The organism is Thalassobacter sp. (genome assembly GCF_982993085.1).
The window spans coordinates 19,449-35,115 of sequence record NZ_CEZFMW010000007.1; the positions used below are offsets into that span (position 1 = coordinate 19,449).

Here is a 15,667-nt window from a genome sequence, read left to right on the forward strand (position 1 = left end):
TGGGTCGGGACCAAGCGCGAAAGCCCCTGATAATAAATAGTTTACCGAGGAATAGACCATGAGCGAGACCGAAAACCTATCACTGGCGGCCATCGAGGCATTGTCGTTTGACGCCCTACGCCGGGCGGGAGCATCCGACGCGCAAGCACGACCTCTAGCGCGTGACACGGCGGTGACCGAAGCGATGGGCGTGGCCTCGCACGGGTTGGCCTATATCCCGATTTACTCGGAGCATTTGCGCTGCGGCAAGGTGCTGGGGGAGGCAGTTCCATCGGTCGAAACTCCGCGTCCGGCAGCGGTCGTTGTGTCGGCTGGCAACGGGTTTGCTCATGCGGCCATCGATGCGGGCCTGCCGTTGGCAATGGAGGCGGCACGCAGCCAAGGGATCGCGATTTTGGCGATCCGCGATAGCTATAACTGCGGCGTCTTGGGGGTGCATGCCTTGCGGATTGCGCAATCTGGCTTGGTCGGCCTGTGCTTTACGAACGCCCCGGCCTCGATCGCGCCATCGGGCGGGGCGACGCCGGTTGTCGGGACAAACCCCATTGCCTTGGGCGCGCCCGATGGTGCCGGGGGTGCGAGCCTTTTGATCGACCAAAGTGCCAGTGCCATCGCAAAGTCCGAAGTCATGAAGCACGCGCGTGAGGGCAAGCCGATCCCCGAAGGCTGGGCATTGGATGCAGATGGGCAACCAACAACAGACCCGAATGTCGGTCTCAAGGGATCGATGGCGCCGGCGGGTGGCTACAAGGGGGTGGGTCTTGGGCTGATCGTTGAAACCTTTGCCGCCGCGTTGAGCGGGGCGGTTTTGGGCAAAGACGCAAGCCCGTTTTCGGGGCCTGTTGGTGGGCCACCTGCAACGGGTCAATGCTTTGTCCTGATCGACCCTGATGCCACCAGCGGCAGAGAATTTGCGGGGCGTATGGCGGCTTTGACCGATGCGATCACCGCACAGCCCGGCGCGCGTTTGCCTGGTGTGAACCGCCAGACCGCGATGGAGCGTGCCGCACAAAATGGTGTGGACGTGAGCGCGGCAATCTTGGAGCGCGTTCGCGCGATCTGAGTGTTTGAAACGACAACGCGCGGCTCAACGGCCGCGCGTGACTAGACTGCGATTAGATATGGTTTAGCCGCGCCACGTCCGGACATCGCCGCAATCCATGTGCACGAAGTTGGACCCATAGTAGCGGCCAACACCGCCTGCGCGGCATGATTGTGCAGCTTTTGCGACCTGAGCAACGCTGCGGCTGCTCAAACGAAGGTCAGCGGCCTGACCTTTCATGTGGAGCGAGTTGCGGGCAACCCCGCGGGATTTGGACCGAAGCCCGTTGTTCGTTTGCGGAGAGCGGTAGCCGGACAAAAGTGTATAAGCCTCGGTCGTACCGGTAAGGCGGTGGACGGCGGCCATGATGTCGATGGTGCGGTTATCGATTGCGATGGCCTCATTGCGGCGCCAATCGCGCATAAACCAATTCACCTCTTTGAGGGCGTCCCTAACGTAGTCCCCGTCAATCCAGTAGATGATGTCAATCTTTTCGCCGGTGCGCGGGTTGGAGGCGCGATACCGTCGGATATCGCCACTGCCGCGCAAAAAGCCCGCAGCCTGCGTGTATGTGGGCGCTGCCGTTACCAGTGTCGCGGCGAATGCCCCGAGTAAACCCCGGCGGGAAAAATCCGTGCTCATATCGTACCGTGCCTCTGTCTCTCGCTTACGTGCCGGTAGCCCGGCTATTTTTGCGCCTCATCCCCATGTGACGCTCACTCTATGACATGATTGAAATGAAGCTCAAAGCCGCATTGGGTCAAAAACGTCAAAAGTGCGCATAATTGGGCAAGTTTCCGCGCATTGATGTGACTGTGCCCCGGAAACGGGGCCAAAACGTGGCAAAGCGGGGCGCAAAAAGTAGGTTTCAGCGTGGCATATTCTGGCCACGAAGCAGGTGTAAAAGCAGAACATTGCGATAACGTGAATGGACATGCGATTTGTGTCGTTTATCCTATGTTAAATCCAAAGTGCGACATCGGTGTTGCGGGCAGGAGGTCGGAAAATGGCAGGTAAAACGGACATGATGCATGTGACGCGGCGCGCAGCGTTGGGGATGGCGATGGGCTCTGCGGTTAGCGTGGCCAGTCCTGCCAATGCTTTGGTGTCGGCTTTTACCCAGGCTATTGCCGAAAAATCTGCGCAAACACCTGCTTTGGCAGCGTTTTATCGCGCGCGCGATTTCGCACCATTGTGGATGGATGCGGCCGCTGATGACCGGCGGGCTGCATTTATGTGGGCGCTCGATACGGCGCTGGATCATGGTCTGCCGCGCGCCCGTTACGACGCGGCTGAGGTGCGGGCTGCATTTCGGGCGGCAAATAACCCCCGCGCGCAAGGCCTGCTAGAAGTCGCGCTGAGCGAGATGTTTGTGGCCTACGCCAGTGATGTATCCTGCGGCGTGACCGAACCGCACCAGATTGATCCGGGCCTTGTCCTGAAGAAGCCCAGCCGTGACCCGTTAGAAACGTTAACAGGCTTTGCGCGCGCGGATCCTCATCATTTTATCAAGGGCTTATGGCCGTCTTCTCCAACCTATGTCCGCCTATTGCGCGAAAAACTGCGGCTAGAAGCGGTGCGCGAAGCGGGCGGCTGGGGGCCTGACGTGCGCGCGCGCAAATTGGAACCGGGTGATACCGGGGATGCTGTGATTGCTTTGCGCAACCGGCTGGTCCGGATGGGGTACATGGACCGCTCTGTTGTGCGCAGTTTTGATCCCACACTGACTGCAGCCGTGCGCGCGTTTCAGCTTGATCACGGATTGACCCCGGACAGTACGGTTGGCCCAGCCACGCTCAAGGCGTTGAATGTTTCGGTTGAGGGGCGACTGGGCCAAATCCTTGTGGGGATGGAGCGGCAGCGTTGGATGAATAAGCCACTGGAAAAACGCCATATCCTCGTGAACCTCGCCGATTTTCACGCCCGTGTTATTGATGACGGGAAAGAGAGCTTTGATACGGTGGTTGTCGTGGGTGCAAATGACAAGGACCGCCGCACGCCAGAGTTTTCGGACCGGATGGAATACCTGGTCATCAATCCGACGTGGCACGTGCCGCGTTCCATCGCGACCAAGGAATACCTGCCGGTGCTGCAAGAAGGCGGGGCAAGCTACTTGCGCCTGTTCCAGAACGGTGCGGAAGTCAGTCGTGACGGCGTGGATTTTCTGGAATTCGACGCTGAAACGTTTCCCTTTGAGCTCAAACAGCCTCCGTCACCGGGGAATGCGTTGGGATTGGTTAAATTTATGTTCCCCAATCGGTGGAACATTTATCTGCACGATACGCCGTCAAAGTCGCTGTTTGGGCGCAATGTTCGGGCGTTTTCACATGGGTGTGTGCGGGTGCAGCGGCCATTTGAGCTGGCGCATCACCTTTTGGCACCACAAGAACGTGATCCGGTTGGCTTTTTCCAAGCTACCTTGGACACCGGAGAAGAGACATATGTCTATCTGGATCAACCCGTTGGGGTACACATTGTCTATTGGACATCGTGGGTGACACCAGAGGGGCGCGTGCAATTCCGCGATGACGTTTACGGTCGAGACCGTGCGGTGCTGGCGGCGCTTGAGGATGTGGGCGTGGGGTTGCGTGGCGACGTCAGCTAGACGTGGCGGCGATCCTGCGCGCGACGCTGGTCTTGCCCGCCGGGCACGGGTAGAAGGGCCAAAACGCCCCCGGGTCAGGAGATCGTCATGCCATTTACTATTGCCGAAATTGCGGCCTCTCTCGGCGCGGAGGCGGTAGGTGATACTGCAATTGCGATCAGTCGCGCGGCGGAGCCTGCATCGGCGGGTCCGGATGATCTGGCTTTGGCGATGTCGCCTGCATACGGGGAGCAGGTTCGGGCGGGGCACGCGCGGGCTGCGGTTCTTTGGCCCGGCGCAGATTGGCAGGACTTAGGCCTGGAGGCGGCGGTGTTCGTGCCGCGCGCGCGTGTTGCGATGGCCGGTATCACGACAGCTTTGGACGCGGGCCCCGAAATCGCCGCAGGTATTCATCCATCGGCAGTGATTGATGCCACCGCACAGATCGGCGCGGGGGCGGCCATAGGGCCGTTTGTGCATATCGGTCCGCGTGCCACAATCGGCTCAGGCGCCCGGATCGCGAGCCATGTCAGCATTGCGGAAGACGCCCAGATCGGAGCAGACGCATTGCTATGCCAAGGCGTGCGGATTGGCGCACGTTGCGTAATCGGGGCGCGTTTCATCGCGCAGCCCGGTGCGGTCATCGGTGGGGACGGGTTTTCCTTTGTAACACCCGAAGAATCCGGTGTTGAACGTAGCCGAAAAACCTTGGGCGATCAGGGGGATATCAAGCCGCAAAGCTGGACGCGAATTCATTCTCTCGGGGCTGTGTGGATCGGTGACGATGTCGAAGTGGGTGCAAACACCTGCATCGATCGCGGAACGATTGCGGACACGGTGATTGGCCATCGCACCAAGCTCGATAACCTTGTGCACATTGGACACAATAACCAGATCGGTGAGGATTGCCTGATCTGTGGGCAGGTCGGCATGGCGGGCAGTTCGCGCATTGGCAACCGGGTTGTGATGGCCGGACAAGTCGGCGTGAATGACAACATCACAGTGGGCGATGATGTGGTTGCTGGCGGCGCATCCAAGATTTTCACCAACGTGCCCCGCGGTCGCGTGATCCTTGGTTATCCGGCGGTCAAAATGGACAGCCACGTAGAGAGCTACAAGGCCATCCGTCGTCTGCCACGCATTGCCGCACAGGTCGCAGAGCTTCGGAAAACAGTGGCAAAACTGACTGGCAATGCGTAGATGACGCCTGACGGGTCGAAGAAGGAACGAGGCATGTCTGACAACGTTCAGGATCAGGTGATCGCGATCATCGCAGAACAGGCAATGCTTGAGGTTGAAGACGTATCGCTAACGGCCTCGCTTGAGGATCTAGGCATCGATAGCCTGGGTCTTGTCGAGAGCATCTTCGCTATTGAGGAAGCCTTTGATATCCAAGTGCCTTTCAATGCGAATGAGCCTGAAAAAAGCGAGTTCGACATTTCTTCTGTGGCGGCAATTGTTGCCGCGGTCGAAGGCTTGGTGAAGGCCCAATCGTGAAGCGCGTTGTCATCACCGGCGCGGGCACGATCTCGGCGCTGGGGGCATCGGTTCCCGAAACATGGGAGGCCATGCGCGAGGGTCGCTGCGGGATCGGCGCGCTGGATATCCGAGACGTGGAGCGTTTGTCGATCCGGATCGGTGGGCAGGTGACCGGCTATGACGCGCAGGCGCATTTTAACCGCCAGCAGATCTCTCTTTATGATCGGTATACGCAATTTGCGCTGCTGGCTGCGCGTGAGGCGATTGGCCAAGCCGGTCTAACGTTCACGGGTGACTTGGCCGCTAGCACCGGTGTCGTCCTTGGCACATCTGGTGGCGGGCTGACCACGCAGGATGAAAACTACCGCACGGTCTACGAAGAAGGCAAAAACCGGGTGCATCCGTTTGTCGTGCCAAAGCTGATGAACAATGCGGCAGCGGCGCACATTTCGATGGAGCACAACCTAAAGGGGCCAAGTTTCACGGTGGCAACGGCCTGCGCGTCGTCGAACCACGCGATGGGGCAGGCGTTCAATTTCATTCGCCACGGCATGGCGCAGGTGATGGTCACCGGTGGCTCGGAATCGATGCTGTGCTTTGGTGGGGTCAAAGCGTGGGAAGGTTTGCGGGTCATGTCGCGTGACGCCTGCCGTCCATTCTCGGCGAACCGCAACGGTATGGTTCAGGGCGAAGGCGCAGGAATTTTCGTGTTTGAGGACTATCACCACGCAAAGGCGCGCGGGGCAGAGATACTGGCGGAAGTCATTGGTGTCGCAATGAATTCTGATGCCTCTGACATTGTTATGCCCTCCAAGATCAGTGCGGAGCGGTGCATTGTTTCGGCCATGCGGGACGCGCAGATCGATCCGTCGGAGGTGGGCTATATCAATGCGCACGGCACGGGAACGGCGGCGAACGACAAGACGGAATGTGCGGCCGTGGCAGGGGCCTTGGGTGCGCATGCAGACAAGGTCATGATTTCAAGCACGAAATCAATGCACGGGCATCTGATCGGTGGCACGGGCGCTGTTGAACTGTTGGCTTGCATCATGGCGCTTCGCGAGGGGGTCATTGCCCCAACCATCAACTACGAAGAGCCCGACCCTGAATGTGCGCTGGATGTGGTGCCGAATGAAGCGCGTGAGGCTGACGTCTCGGTCGTGTTGTCCAACGCGTTCGCTTTTGGGGGGATGAACGCGGTGTTGGCGCTGCGCAAAGCGCCATAAGCCTTTATCAAAAAGGAAAAGGCCCCCGTGGGGACCTTTGCATCATGTTTGGCAAGGGTCGCCGAGGTCTGTCTATTGGCCTTCGGCCACGGCAATCGCCTGCATACCTGCAGTGAAACCAGAAAGCGACATGTTCATCACAACCAGTTGTTCGGGGGCAAGCGCGGGACGGACGCTGATCGTGGCGGTTGCGCCTGCGCGAAATTCAGCCATTTCAGCGGCGGTGAACCCCATGCGCGAGTAACAGCCCTGCGTGTCACAGAACGCGAAGGGATAGCGCCGCTCGGCACCGCCATCCACAGACAGTGTTACCTGTGATGTCAGCAGTGTTTGCAGCGGCGTCACCACGGTTGCACCGCCCTGAACTTGCCCGTCGCCGGCCACGTCAAAGAAGTTTACGTCTGCTGTGGGGTTGCCATTTGCGTCCGTCAACCGTTGGAACAATTGGCACGGCTCCACGTCAGTATCGGGGACACGGGCGCAGCGGACTGAGAACGCACCGTGAGTTTCACGCTCATATATTTGGGGGGCTTGGGCCGTAGCCGTTTGACCAAGAGGCAATTCCGGCGCCGTGGGTGCCACATCATCGGTGCTTTGAGCAAACACGGGGCCCACTGCGAGGGTGGCCAAACAGGCTGTGAGTGTCACGATACGGGTCATGCTCTTCCCTTTGGGGCTGTTTCATTGCGCCCGTGCTAGCATGGGGCGCTGGAAGTGTCAGGGGCAAATTTCTGCGTTGTGGGGCAGGGAATATTGCAGCCGGTGGGGTATCTTGGTCCTGCTGCAAATTAATTGACCAAACGTGAAAAAGGACCCGTGAGAAGGTCCTTTTCCAATCGTTTTTTATCTCCCCGTCGGACTGGCCGACTTGTTGTAAGCGGACGCTAGGGCAGCTTTGCAAGACCGTCAACAGGCAATTGTATGAAAAATGCGTGAGGAGAACGCGTCTTGGTCCGCGCAGTCGCGCACGCCCAAGATATAGTAAAAAAAGCCGCGCCATAGAGGCGCGGCCAGTCGACAGGGAGGAAAAATCCGATGTGGCCCCAATTTGGTTTCACATGGACAAGATGAGTTTTGCCAGACAATGATTAAGAAAACCCGAACAGGCGCAAACTATTTTTGATGAGGGTGCAGAAGCCCGACGAGAAGGATATTATTATGGATAACGGCAGTATTTTTGTCGGTGGCGGCGGGCCTGATTACGCCGATGCACAGGGGCTTTTGCTGAAATACGCGAACCGGCACGGGCTGATCGCGGGGGCGACCGGCACAGGTAAAACGGTAACGCTACAAATCCTAGCGGAGAGTTTTTCTGCCAATGGTGTGCCGGTATTTTTGTCCGATGTTAAGGGCGATCTGTCGGGGTTGGCGCGGGCTGGCACCCAAGACTTCAAGCTGCACGACGCGTTTACGTCACGCGCCGAAACGATCGGCTTTGCGGACTACGCCTATGGGGCCGCACCCGTCACGTTTTGGGATTTGTTTGGAGAAGAAGGCCACCCGGTCCGCACCACGGTTTCAGACATGGGGCCGCTTTTGCTGGCACGTCTGCTTGAGTTGACGGATGCCCAAGAAGGTGTGCTCAACATCGCGTTTCGCATGGCTGATGAAGAAGGCATGGCGCTTTTGGATTTGAAGGATCTACAAGCCTTGTTGGTGTTTGTGGGGGAAAGCCGTAAAGATTTGATGCTGCGCTATGGGAATATCTCAACAGCGTCCATCGGAGCCATCCAGCGGCGGCTTCTAGTGCTTGAGGGGCAGGGCGGTGATCTGTTGTTTGGCGAGCCTGCGTTAGAATTAGCCGACATTCTGCGCACGGATACTGATGGGCGGGGGCGTATTTCTGTGTTGGCTGGGGCGCGTTTGATGCAATCGCCGCGGCTTTATGCAACGTTTCTGCTGTGGCTCCTGTCCGAGCTGTTTGAGACCCTGCCAGAGGTGGGTGACCCGGACAAACCCAAGTTGGTGTTCTTTTTCGATGAGGCGCATCTGCTGTTTGATGACGCGCCCAAAGCCTTGGTGGATAAGGTCGAACAGGTGGCACGGCTGATCCGATCAAAGGGGGTCGGTGTCTATTTCGTCACTCAAAACCCCGAAGATGTGCCCGAAGACATCCTCGGCCAATTGGGCAATAGGGTGCAACATGCGCTGCGGGCCTTTACGGCCAAGGATCAGCAGGCTCTGCGCCGCGCGGCTCAAAATTACCGTGAAAACCCACGCTTTGACACCGAAGATGCCATCCGAGAGGTCGGCGTGGGTGAAGCTGTGACCTCGTTTCTAGAGCGAAAGGGCATTCCCGGCGTGGCAGAGCGGACGTTGATCCGGCCCCCCTCAACACAGCTTGGCCCCCTAACGGCGGCGCAGCGCGCGCAGGTGATTGCGACCTCGCCGGTGGCGGGCAAATACGAGACCCGGATTGACCGCGAGTCTGCCTTTGAAATCCTGCAAGCGCGGGCCAAAGCGGCGGCCCTTGAGGCTGAGGCGGCCGAGGCGCAAGAGGATGCCGCAGATGTGGCTGAACGTGAATTTCGATCTGCGCGGCGCTATACCGGTACAGGTGTCGGGCGCTCAACTTCTCGCACGCCCAAGAAACGGCGAGGGGATACCGCAGCCCAAGCCTTTGCCAAATCCATGGCGCGGTCACTGGGCACCCGGGCAGGTACAGCCATTGTGCGCGGTGTTCTGGGCGGATTGTTCAAGGGGCGCTAAGCCTTGGCGATTGATCCACGTCAATCGATGGAACAGGCGGATGGTAGGATGGTTCAAATCTGCCAAAGGTCCGCCATGATCGCCATCCGCTAGATCAAATTTATTCAAACTAGCGACGCAACCGGCTTGGCTGAGCTGCGAATGAGTGCGGTTGTCTAACGCAGCCCCTTGGGGCGTTTGGCGCAGGTTGGACAGACGCGTTGGTGCGAAATTGCGGCCATTCACGGCATTCGACTGGCGCGTGTTGACCAAACGATTTTCAGCAAAAGGAGAGTTGAAATGAAAGACTATGCAGCCATCAAAGACGGGTTCGATACAGGGTACGCCGATCTCAGCAAGGCAATTCCGGACACGGCAGCGGCTTTCGGCAAACTAATTGAGGAGGCCACGCGGGATGGCAACCTGAGCGTCAAAACCAAAGAGTTGATCGCCTTTGCCATCGCGATTGCCGTGCGCTGCGACGGCTGTATTGCACACCACGCGCAGGCCGTGTTGCATGCAGGCGCAACACGGCAGGAGGTCGCCGAGATGATTGGTGTGGCCGTACTGATGGGCGGTGGTCCGTCTGCCGTTTACGGGGTTGAGGCGCTGAAGGCCTTTGATGCGTTCAGTAACTAGCCGCGCGAGCGGGCATCAAGTGAGCAACAGCCCCACCGGGAGACCACGATGCGTGATAATGTGTCCAATTTGCTGGAGCGAATACGCGACCTTGAGCAAGAGCTAGAGGACGAATTTGCCCGTCGCCGGGCGGCGTTCAACTATACGATTGAACATGGCCGCGTGACTTTTGCACAAGACATGCGCGAACATCATCGCGCGCTGCGCCAAAAGCTGGGCAGTTACATAGCCCATGCACGTCCTCTTGTGGTTCTGACTGCGCCGGTGATCTATTCGGTGATCCTGCCCTTGGTTGTGCTGGACGTCTTTGTGACGCTCTATCAGGCGATCTGTTTTCCGATCTATGGCATCCCAAAGGTTCGCCGCCGTGACTATATCTCACTTGATCGCCGCCACCTTGGCTATTTGAACGGGCTTGAAAAACTGAACTGCGTCTATTGTGGCTACGGCAACGGATTGCTCGCCTACGCCCGCGAAATCGCCGCCCGAACCGAGCGTCATTGGTGCCCGATCAAACATGCGGCCAAGATGAAGGGCACCCACGGGCATTATTCCGAGTTTTTTGAATATGGGGATGCGGATGCCTTTCAACAGCGCAAGCCGCCACCAAATTGATGGGCGTCCAGCCAGGGGGGAGAGACTGGACGCCCGTGGCACGTACCGAAGGGGACACGTCGGTGCGCACGCAAGAATGGCGGGATGGTTGTGACGTCAAGCGGAATGACGCCTAGTTTGACTAGACGGGCATCGACTTTGCGGCCTTGGTCGCGCGTTTGGCGCCTTCGACGGTTTCTTCTACCGCTTCGACCTCATTCGTGACGGCGGCTGCGGCACAGCGCGTCATCATTTCCATGCAGTCCTTGGTGTCCTCTGCCAGCCGCTCCATCGAGTGTTTTTGCCAATCGGCTAAAATGCCCATCGCGGCCGTCGGATTGCCCATTGCCTCCTCTGACAGGCGTTTGCTGGTCTCAATCGCGGTGCGGGTGGCGGTATGTCTGCGCTTGAACCACGCTGAAGAAAACTCCTCAAACTCGCTCAAAAAGGTATCCTGCGCCTTCCAGAAATGTGTACTCTGTGCGCCCGCCGTTGGCAGAGCCGTGAGCGCGGAATTCGTGGATTTGGCGATCTCTTGCATGTCTTCGATCGTCTTTCTCAGGTCTAACATCTCATACTCCTTGGTGTGCGGTTGGCGGGCAGGGATGTGATCAACGGCGCGAACAATACGTCGAAAATGACCCCTCTGTTGCCAGTCTATGACAGTCCAGACGCGTCCCGCATTGATATTGCTCAATATGGGCGGAGTTAGATCTGCAATTGCGCGCGGCAGGCATCAGCGATGATCGCTTCTTCATCCGTGGGCAAAACAAGGACATCGATGGCGGAGTTGTTCGCGCTGATCTTGATATCGCCGCGCGCATTGGCATCGGGGTCTAGGTGCAGGCCCATCCAGTCAAGTTGCGCACAGATCGCGGTGCGAATGTGGGCCGAGTTTTCGCCGATCCCGGCGGTGAAAACCACCGCATCAAGCCCGCCAATCGTGGGGATTAGGCCAGCCAATGTACGGGCGGCCCGGCTGACAAACAGATCAATCGCCTCTTGGGCTTCTGGGGCGTGGCTGAGTTCGAGATCGTGCATGTTGTTGCTGATGCCAGATACCCCAAGCAGCCCTGATTTACGGTAAAGCAGTGTTTCAACATCAGCGGTGCTCAAGCCTTTGGATTGCATCAGATACAGGATCACCCCGGGATCAAGCGTGCCGCAGCGGCGCCCCATGACTAGCCCATCAAGGGCGGTGAAGCCCATAGTGGTGGCTTTGCTTTGACGGTTGTGCATCGCGCACATGCTGGCCCCATTCCCAAGGTGGGCCACAATGACACGACCCTTCGCGCGGGCGCCCAAATACTGGGGTAAGATGCCCGCGATATAGGCGTAAGATAGCCCATGAAACCCGTACCGCACGATGCCTTCTGCGGTTAGGTCACGGGGCAGGGCAAAGAGCGTTTGGACGCGGTCTTGGGTTCGGTGAAACGCCGTGTCGAAACACGCGATCTGAGGGATGTGCGGGTGCCACGCCGCCACGGCGCGGATTGCGGCTAGGTTGTGCGGTTTGTGCAGCGGAGCAAGTGCACAAAGTGCGTCTAGGTCTGCCATAACCTTCGACGTGATGCGCGTCGGCTCTGTATAGGTTGTGCCGCCATGTACGACCCGGTGGCCCACCATACGCAAAGGGTGCGCGCCGCGATGCTCCGCAAGCCAATCGAGCAACAGCGGGATCAGGTCTTCGTGGGTGTCGGTCGGGGTTAATGCGTGCAACGGCACGGGCGTGGTTAGCGGGCCATTCCTATCCTGCGCACGGAATGAGGGCGCCCGACCGATGCCGGCAACCTTGCCAGTGATCTTTGCGGGTGCGGCTGGCGCGTCGGCGTCAAATACCGCGAATTTCACGCTGGACGATCCGCAGTTAAGGGTCAGAATATCGCCGGTCATGACTGCTCATTCATGTGTGATTTTAGATGTTTGTCGCAGGGTAGCGCACGGCCTTTACTGCTGAAAGACATAGGTGCCGGGCGCATCGCATAGCGGTGGGTATCCTTGGTCCGCGGCACCTAAAGGGGGCGGCGTCTTTGGCTCACCCGATTGGGCATTCAGCCAATCGGTGAGGGCAGGCCACCACGATCCGTCCTTTGGCTCAGTTTGATCGCGCCAACGGTCCGGGTCGGCATAGGGGGTATGATCGGCCCGTGTTTCGATCCGGTAGTAGCGACGCGGATGCCCCGGTTCGGACACGATGCCCGCGTTGTGCCCCCCGTTTGTTAAGACAAAGGTCACATCTGTGTCCGACAGCAGGTTGAACTTATAGACGGAGTGCCAAGGCGCGACGTGGTCTCGCTCTGTCCCGACCACAAAGGTCGGCACGCGAATGTCCGACACTGTGACGGGTTGATCCCCCACATGATACCGACCCTCGGCCAGATCATTGTTCAAGAATAATTGCCGAAGGTACTCCGAATGCATGCGGTAGGGCATGCGGGTTCCGTCGGCGTTCCATGCCATTAGATCAATCATCGGGGCGCGTTCTCCCATCAGATAGTGATGGATCATGTAGGACCAGATGAGGTCATTGGATCTGAGCAATTGGAAGGCACCGGTCATCTGACTGCTATCCAAATAGCCTTGGTCCCACATCATGTCCTCAAGGAAGGTCAGCTGGCTGTCATTGATAAAGAGCTGCAATTCACCCGCTTCGGTAAAATCGATCTGTGTGGCCAAAAGCGTCAGGGACTTTAACGTATCGCGGCCATCGCGCGCCATCGCAGCTGCCGCAATCGTCAGAAGAGTGCCGCCCAAACAATAGCCAATCGCGTGTATTTTTTGCCCGTCGGTGATCCGCTGGACCGCCTTTAGTGCGGCTTCAATGCCAAGGGTGCGATAGTCTTCCATCCCAAGGTCACGGTCGCTTGCGTCGGGGTTTTTCCAAGAGATCATGAATACCGTGAACCCCTGATCCGTCAGGAACCGAACCAAGGAGTTTTCCTCGCTCAGGTCCAGTATGTAGTATTTCATGATCCATGCTGGCGTGATCAATATGGGTTCTGGTCGAACGGATTGGGTCGTGGGTGTGTATTGGATCAGCTCAATCAGTCGATTGCGGTAAACAACTTTTCCCGGCGTAGTGGCCATATTGCGGCCAACCTCAAAACCCTCTGCGCCTTTGGGTTTTTGCCCGGCATTCAGGCGTTGGGCGTCCTCAATCCAATTTTGCCAGCCGCGCACAAGGTTCAAGCCCCCTTCGCGTATCGTTTGCTGCAAAACGTCGGGGTTGGTCAGAATGAAATTGGAGGGGGACACCACATCCAACATCTGACGCGCGGCGAATTCCACAACGTTTTCGTGTTGCTTGGTGACGCCCTCGACCCCGGTTGTCGCATTATGCCACCATTGCTGGTTCAGCAAAAAGGATTGGTGGATCAAATTGAAAGGCCAATTTTGCCACGTCTCGCTGCGGAACCTGCGATCTTGCGGCAGGGGGGTGATGCAGGTTTTTTGGGTGTTTGGGGCCGCGGCACAAAACGCGGCATAGCTGGCCAGCCGCCATGCCTTTTTGCTGGCTTTTTCCATCAACTCCAGCCGTTTGCCGGGGGCCGCAGACAAGTGCAGCGCCCAATCAGAGTAGGCGGCCATTAATGCGATGGGCGACAACCCCGCGGTGACCTTGGCCAGCGCGGCCTTTAGGCCCTTGTCCAAGGCTTGCTCTAACGTGGTGTGGGAATGTGGCAAAGGTGCCGCGTTAGCGGTCATATTCAGGGCACGACCCTTGGGGGCGGCATTGTGGTTTGCCTGATCAAAGACAGAGCTGACATGCGCCATGTTGCGCCCTTTCATCACTGCGCAGACGGAAACGGTTCGCAGTTTGCACCCATGTATCGCAGCGGCTGACGCCTGCATTGATGTGCATCAATTGGGCGTCGCCAATCTCTGTCACGGTACGGGCTAACCCTTGGGGTGGGGGCGCGTGTTGTTTCGGCTGCACGTCGCCGCGTCGTTGACAGAAGGCAACACCATGACAAAGAGCCAATCGGCTGAGCCGCGATCCGAGGGACCGGATAGGACCAGCCAAGCAGATCAGCGAAAGACGACCGATGGTATCATCACGGCCATCCGAGGTGGCGTTGTCGATGTGGCGTTTGAGGGGGGTGTCCCGCGCATCTACGACTTGTTGTACGCAGGTGACGTGCCGCTTGAGGTCGCGTCACTGATCGGCGGCGGAATGGTTCGGGCCATGGCCATGGCTCCGGTGCGCGGTCTGGGGTTGGGGATGCGGGTACGGGCGAGTGGCGGCCCCATCAAAGTGCCGGTGGGTGAGGCAGTCTTGGGGCGTATGTTGAACGTGTTTGGCGCGCCGATTGATGGCCACCCCGCGCCACATGCGACGATCACACGGGCGATCCATCAAGCACCCCCACCGCTCAGCGAGCGCGTCGTTCACGCCGCGTTTCTAGAAACCGGGATCAAGGCGATTGACCTGTTGTCCCCGATTGAACGCGGGGGCAAGACGGGGCTTTTTGGAGGGGCTGGTGTCGGCAAAACCGTTCTGATCACTGAGCTGATCAACAACACAGTCCAGCACCACCAAGGCGTCAGTCTGTTTTGCGGCATTGGCGAACGTTCCCGCGAGGCCGAAGAGCTTTACCGCGAAATGGGGGCCGCGGGCGTGCGCGAAAAGACCGTCATGCTCTTTGGCCAGATGAATGAGGTGCCCGGTGTTCGGTTTTTGATTGGCAACACCGCCTTGACCATGGCCGAGTTTTTTCGTGACGACAAAGGCCAAGATGTCCTGCTGTTGATCGATAACATCTTTCGCTTTGTTCAGGCGGGCTCAGAGGTGTCCGGCCTGATGGGGCGGATGCCGTCGCGGGTGGGATATCAGCCGACACTGGCCACCGAATTGGCAGCCTTGCAGGAGCGGATCACGTCAACCAAATCTGGGGCGATTACCTCGATCCAAGCGGTCTATGTACCGGCGGATGATTTCACCGATCCGGCGGCGGCGCATATCTTTTCGCACCTGTCGGCCTCGGTGGTTTTGTCGCGCAAACGGGCAAGCGAGGGATTGTACCCTGCGGTTGATCCACTTGCTTCGGCTTCGGTGATGTTGACGCCAGCGGTGGTGGGGCAGCGGCATTATGATATCGCGCGCGCGGTGCGTAGCACTCTGGCCGAATATGAGGAACTACGCGACATCATCGCAATGCTGGGCCTAGAGGAGCTGTCCTCTGCCGATCGGCTGACCGTGGAACGCGCCCGCCGGCTAGAGCGATTTTTGACCCAGCCGTTTGTCACGACCGAAGGGTTTAGCGGCATGGCGGGCAAATCCGTGCCCATCGCTGCAACCCTTGATGGGTGCGAAACAATCCTGACGCAAACCGAATTCGCGTTGCCCGAGAGCGCGTATTACATGATCGGCGGCTTGGATGACGCGTGCGCCCCGCAGGAGGCATCGGCGTGAGC

At 58.5% G+C, this 15,667-nt stretch carries 14 protein-coding genes; 9 read left to right on the forward strand and 5 right to left on the reverse strand.

Annotated elements, in window-relative coordinates; translation table 11 throughout:
• Positions 1-58 precede the first annotated feature (58 nt).
• A complete protein-coding gene (locus tag AC4GMC_RS02305) occupies positions 59-1,063 on the forward strand; it encodes an Ldh family oxidoreductase (RefSeq protein WP_487877445.1) in 1,005 nt (334 codons plus the stop codon).
• Between the two features lie 63 nt (positions 1,064-1,126).
• Here the strand turns inward: AC4GMC_RS02305 and mepK are convergent, their stop codons facing one another.
• Positions 1,127-1,684, reverse strand: coding sequence for a peptidoglycan L,D-endopeptidase MepK (mepK, locus tag AC4GMC_RS02310; protein ID WP_487877446.1), 558 nt, complete (start codon positions 1,682-1,684; stop codon positions 1,127-1,129).
• Between the two features lie 364 nt (positions 1,685-2,048).
• On the opposite strand from mepK, the gene AC4GMC_RS02315 reads away from it, so the two are divergent.
• The 4 genes from AC4GMC_RS02315 (at position 2,049) to AC4GMC_RS02330 (ending at position 6,331) form a co-directional block, all read left to right on the forward strand.
• Complete coding sequence (locus AC4GMC_RS02315; RefSeq protein WP_487876780.1) at positions 2,049-3,647, forward strand: L,D-transpeptidase family protein; 1,599 nt, start codon at positions 2,049-2,051, stop codon at positions 3,645-3,647.
• A gap of 87 nt (positions 3,648-3,734) precedes the next feature.
• Positions 3,735-4,826 carry a UDP-3-O-(3-hydroxymyristoyl)glucosamine N-acyltransferase gene (gene lpxD, locus AC4GMC_RS02320; RefSeq protein ID WP_487876781.1) on the forward strand — a complete coding sequence of 364 codons (1,092 nt, stop codon included), beginning with the start codon at positions 3,735-3,737 and terminating at the stop codon, positions 4,824-4,826.
• Between the two features lie 33 nt (positions 4,827-4,859).
• Positions 4,860-5,123: an acyl carrier protein gene (locus AC4GMC_RS02325; RefSeq protein ID WP_487876782.1), complete on the forward strand. Its 264-nt coding sequence runs from the start codon at positions 4,860-4,862 to the stop codon at positions 5,121-5,123.
• Positions 5,120-6,331 (forward strand): beta-ketoacyl-[acyl-carrier-protein] synthase family protein, encoded by a 1,212-nt coding sequence (locus AC4GMC_RS02330; protein WP_487876783.1) that lies wholly within the window; start codon positions 5,120-5,122, stop codon positions 6,329-6,331. The genes AC4GMC_RS02325 and AC4GMC_RS02330 overlap by 4 nt, the downstream gene beginning before the upstream one ends.
• A 72-nt stretch (positions 6,332-6,403) precedes the next feature.
• Here the strand turns inward: AC4GMC_RS02330 and AC4GMC_RS02335 are convergent, their stop codons facing one another.
• The gene (locus tag AC4GMC_RS02335) at positions 6,404-6,991 is read right to left on the reverse strand and encodes an invasion associated locus B family protein (RefSeq protein ID WP_487876784.1); all 588 of its coding nucleotides are present in this window, start codon (positions 6,989-6,991) and stop codon (positions 6,404-6,406) included.
• A 498-nt stretch (positions 6,992-7,489) separates the two neighbouring features.
• Between AC4GMC_RS02335 and AC4GMC_RS02340 the strand changes: the two genes are divergently transcribed.
• From AC4GMC_RS02340 to AC4GMC_RS02350, 3 genes are all read left to right on the forward strand, one after another.
• Complete coding sequence (locus AC4GMC_RS02340) at positions 7,490-9,040, forward strand: helicase HerA-like domain-containing protein (protein ID WP_487876785.1); 1,551 nt, start codon at positions 7,490-7,492, stop codon at positions 9,038-9,040.
• A 279-nt stretch (positions 9,041-9,319) separates the two neighbouring features.
• Positions 9,320-9,658, forward strand: a complete 339-nt coding sequence (locus tag AC4GMC_RS02345; protein WP_487876786.1) for a carboxymuconolactone decarboxylase family protein — start codon at positions 9,320-9,322, stop codon at positions 9,656-9,658.
• A gap of 48 nt (positions 9,659-9,706) precedes the next feature.
• Positions 9,707-10,273: a hypothetical protein gene (locus tag AC4GMC_RS02350; protein ID WP_487876787.1), complete on the forward strand. Its 567-nt coding sequence runs from the start codon at positions 9,707-9,709 to the stop codon at positions 10,271-10,273.
• A gap of 121 nt (positions 10,274-10,394) precedes the next feature.
• Here AC4GMC_RS02350 and AC4GMC_RS02355 read toward each other — a convergent pair whose 3' ends face one another.
• The 3 genes from AC4GMC_RS02355 to AC4GMC_RS02365 form a co-directional block, all read right to left on the reverse strand.
• Positions 10,395-10,823, reverse strand: a complete 429-nt coding sequence (locus AC4GMC_RS02355; protein ID WP_487876788.1) for a hypothetical protein — start codon at positions 10,821-10,823, stop codon at positions 10,395-10,397.
• A 137-nt stretch (positions 10,824-10,960) separates the two neighbouring features.
• A complete protein-coding gene (locus AC4GMC_RS02360; RefSeq protein ID WP_487876789.1) occupies positions 10,961-12,145 on the reverse strand; it encodes an acetate/propionate family kinase in 1,185 nt (394 codons plus the stop codon).
• A gap of 54 nt (positions 12,146-12,199) precedes the next feature.
• Positions 12,200-14,026, reverse strand: a complete 1,827-nt coding sequence (locus tag AC4GMC_RS02365) for a PHA/PHB synthase family protein (protein WP_487876790.1) — start codon at positions 14,024-14,026, stop codon at positions 12,200-12,202.
• Between the two features lie 193 nt (positions 14,027-14,219).
• Between AC4GMC_RS02365 and atpD the strand changes: the two genes are divergently transcribed.
• The gene (atpD, locus tag AC4GMC_RS02370; protein WP_487876791.1) at positions 14,220-15,665 is read left to right on the forward strand and encodes a F0F1 ATP synthase subunit beta; all 1,446 of its coding nucleotides are present in this window, start codon (positions 14,220-14,222) and stop codon (positions 15,663-15,665) included.
• The last annotated feature ends 2 nt before the right edge of the window (positions 15,666-15,667 follow it).

What these genes read in the sequence shown, in the direction of transcription:
- AC4GMC_RS02305 (WP_487877445.1), top strand. Translation starts at nt 59, where the DNA reads ATGAGCGAGACCGAAAACCTATCACTGGCGGCCATCGAGGCATTGTCG.
- mepK (WP_487877446.1), bottom strand. Translation starts at nt 1,684, where the DNA reads ATGAGCACGGATTTTTCCCGCCGGGGTTTACTCGGGGCATTCGCCGCG.
- AC4GMC_RS02315 (WP_487876780.1), top strand. Translation starts at nt 2,049, where the DNA reads ATGGCAGGTAAAACGGACATGATGCATGTGACGCGGCGCGCAGCGTTG.
- lpxD (WP_487876781.1), top strand. Translation starts at nt 3,735, where the DNA reads ATGCCATTTACTATTGCCGAAATTGCGGCCTCTCTCGGCGCGGAGGCG.
- AC4GMC_RS02325 (WP_487876782.1), top strand. Translation starts at nt 4,860, where the DNA reads ATGTCTGACAACGTTCAGGATCAGGTGATCGCGATCATCGCAGAACAG.
- AC4GMC_RS02335 (WP_487876784.1), bottom strand. Translation starts at nt 6,991, where the DNA reads ATGACCCGTATCGTGACACTCACAGCCTGTTTGGCCACCCTCGCAGTG.
- AC4GMC_RS02340 (WP_487876785.1), top strand. Translation starts at nt 7,490, where the DNA reads ATGGATAACGGCAGTATTTTTGTCGGTGGCGGCGGGCCTGATTACGCC.
- AC4GMC_RS02345 (WP_487876786.1), top strand. Translation starts at nt 9,320, where the DNA reads ATGAAAGACTATGCAGCCATCAAAGACGGGTTCGATACAGGGTACGCC.
- AC4GMC_RS02350 (WP_487876787.1), top strand. Translation starts at nt 9,707, where the DNA reads ATGCGTGATAATGTGTCCAATTTGCTGGAGCGAATACGCGACCTTGAG.
- AC4GMC_RS02355 (WP_487876788.1), bottom strand. Translation starts at nt 10,823, where the DNA reads ATGTTAGACCTGAGAAAGACGATCGAAGACATGCAAGAGATCGCCAAA.
- AC4GMC_RS02360 (WP_487876789.1), bottom strand. Translation starts at nt 12,145, where the DNA reads ATGACCGGCGATATTCTGACCCTTAACTGCGGATCGTCCAGCGTGAAA.
- AC4GMC_RS02365 (WP_487876790.1), bottom strand. Translation starts at nt 14,026, where the DNA reads ATGGCGCATGTCAGCTCTGTCTTTGATCAGGCAAACCACAATGCCGCC.
- atpD (WP_487876791.1), top strand. Translation starts at nt 14,220, where the DNA reads ATGACAAAGAGCCAATCGGCTGAGCCGCGATCCGAGGGACCGGATAGG.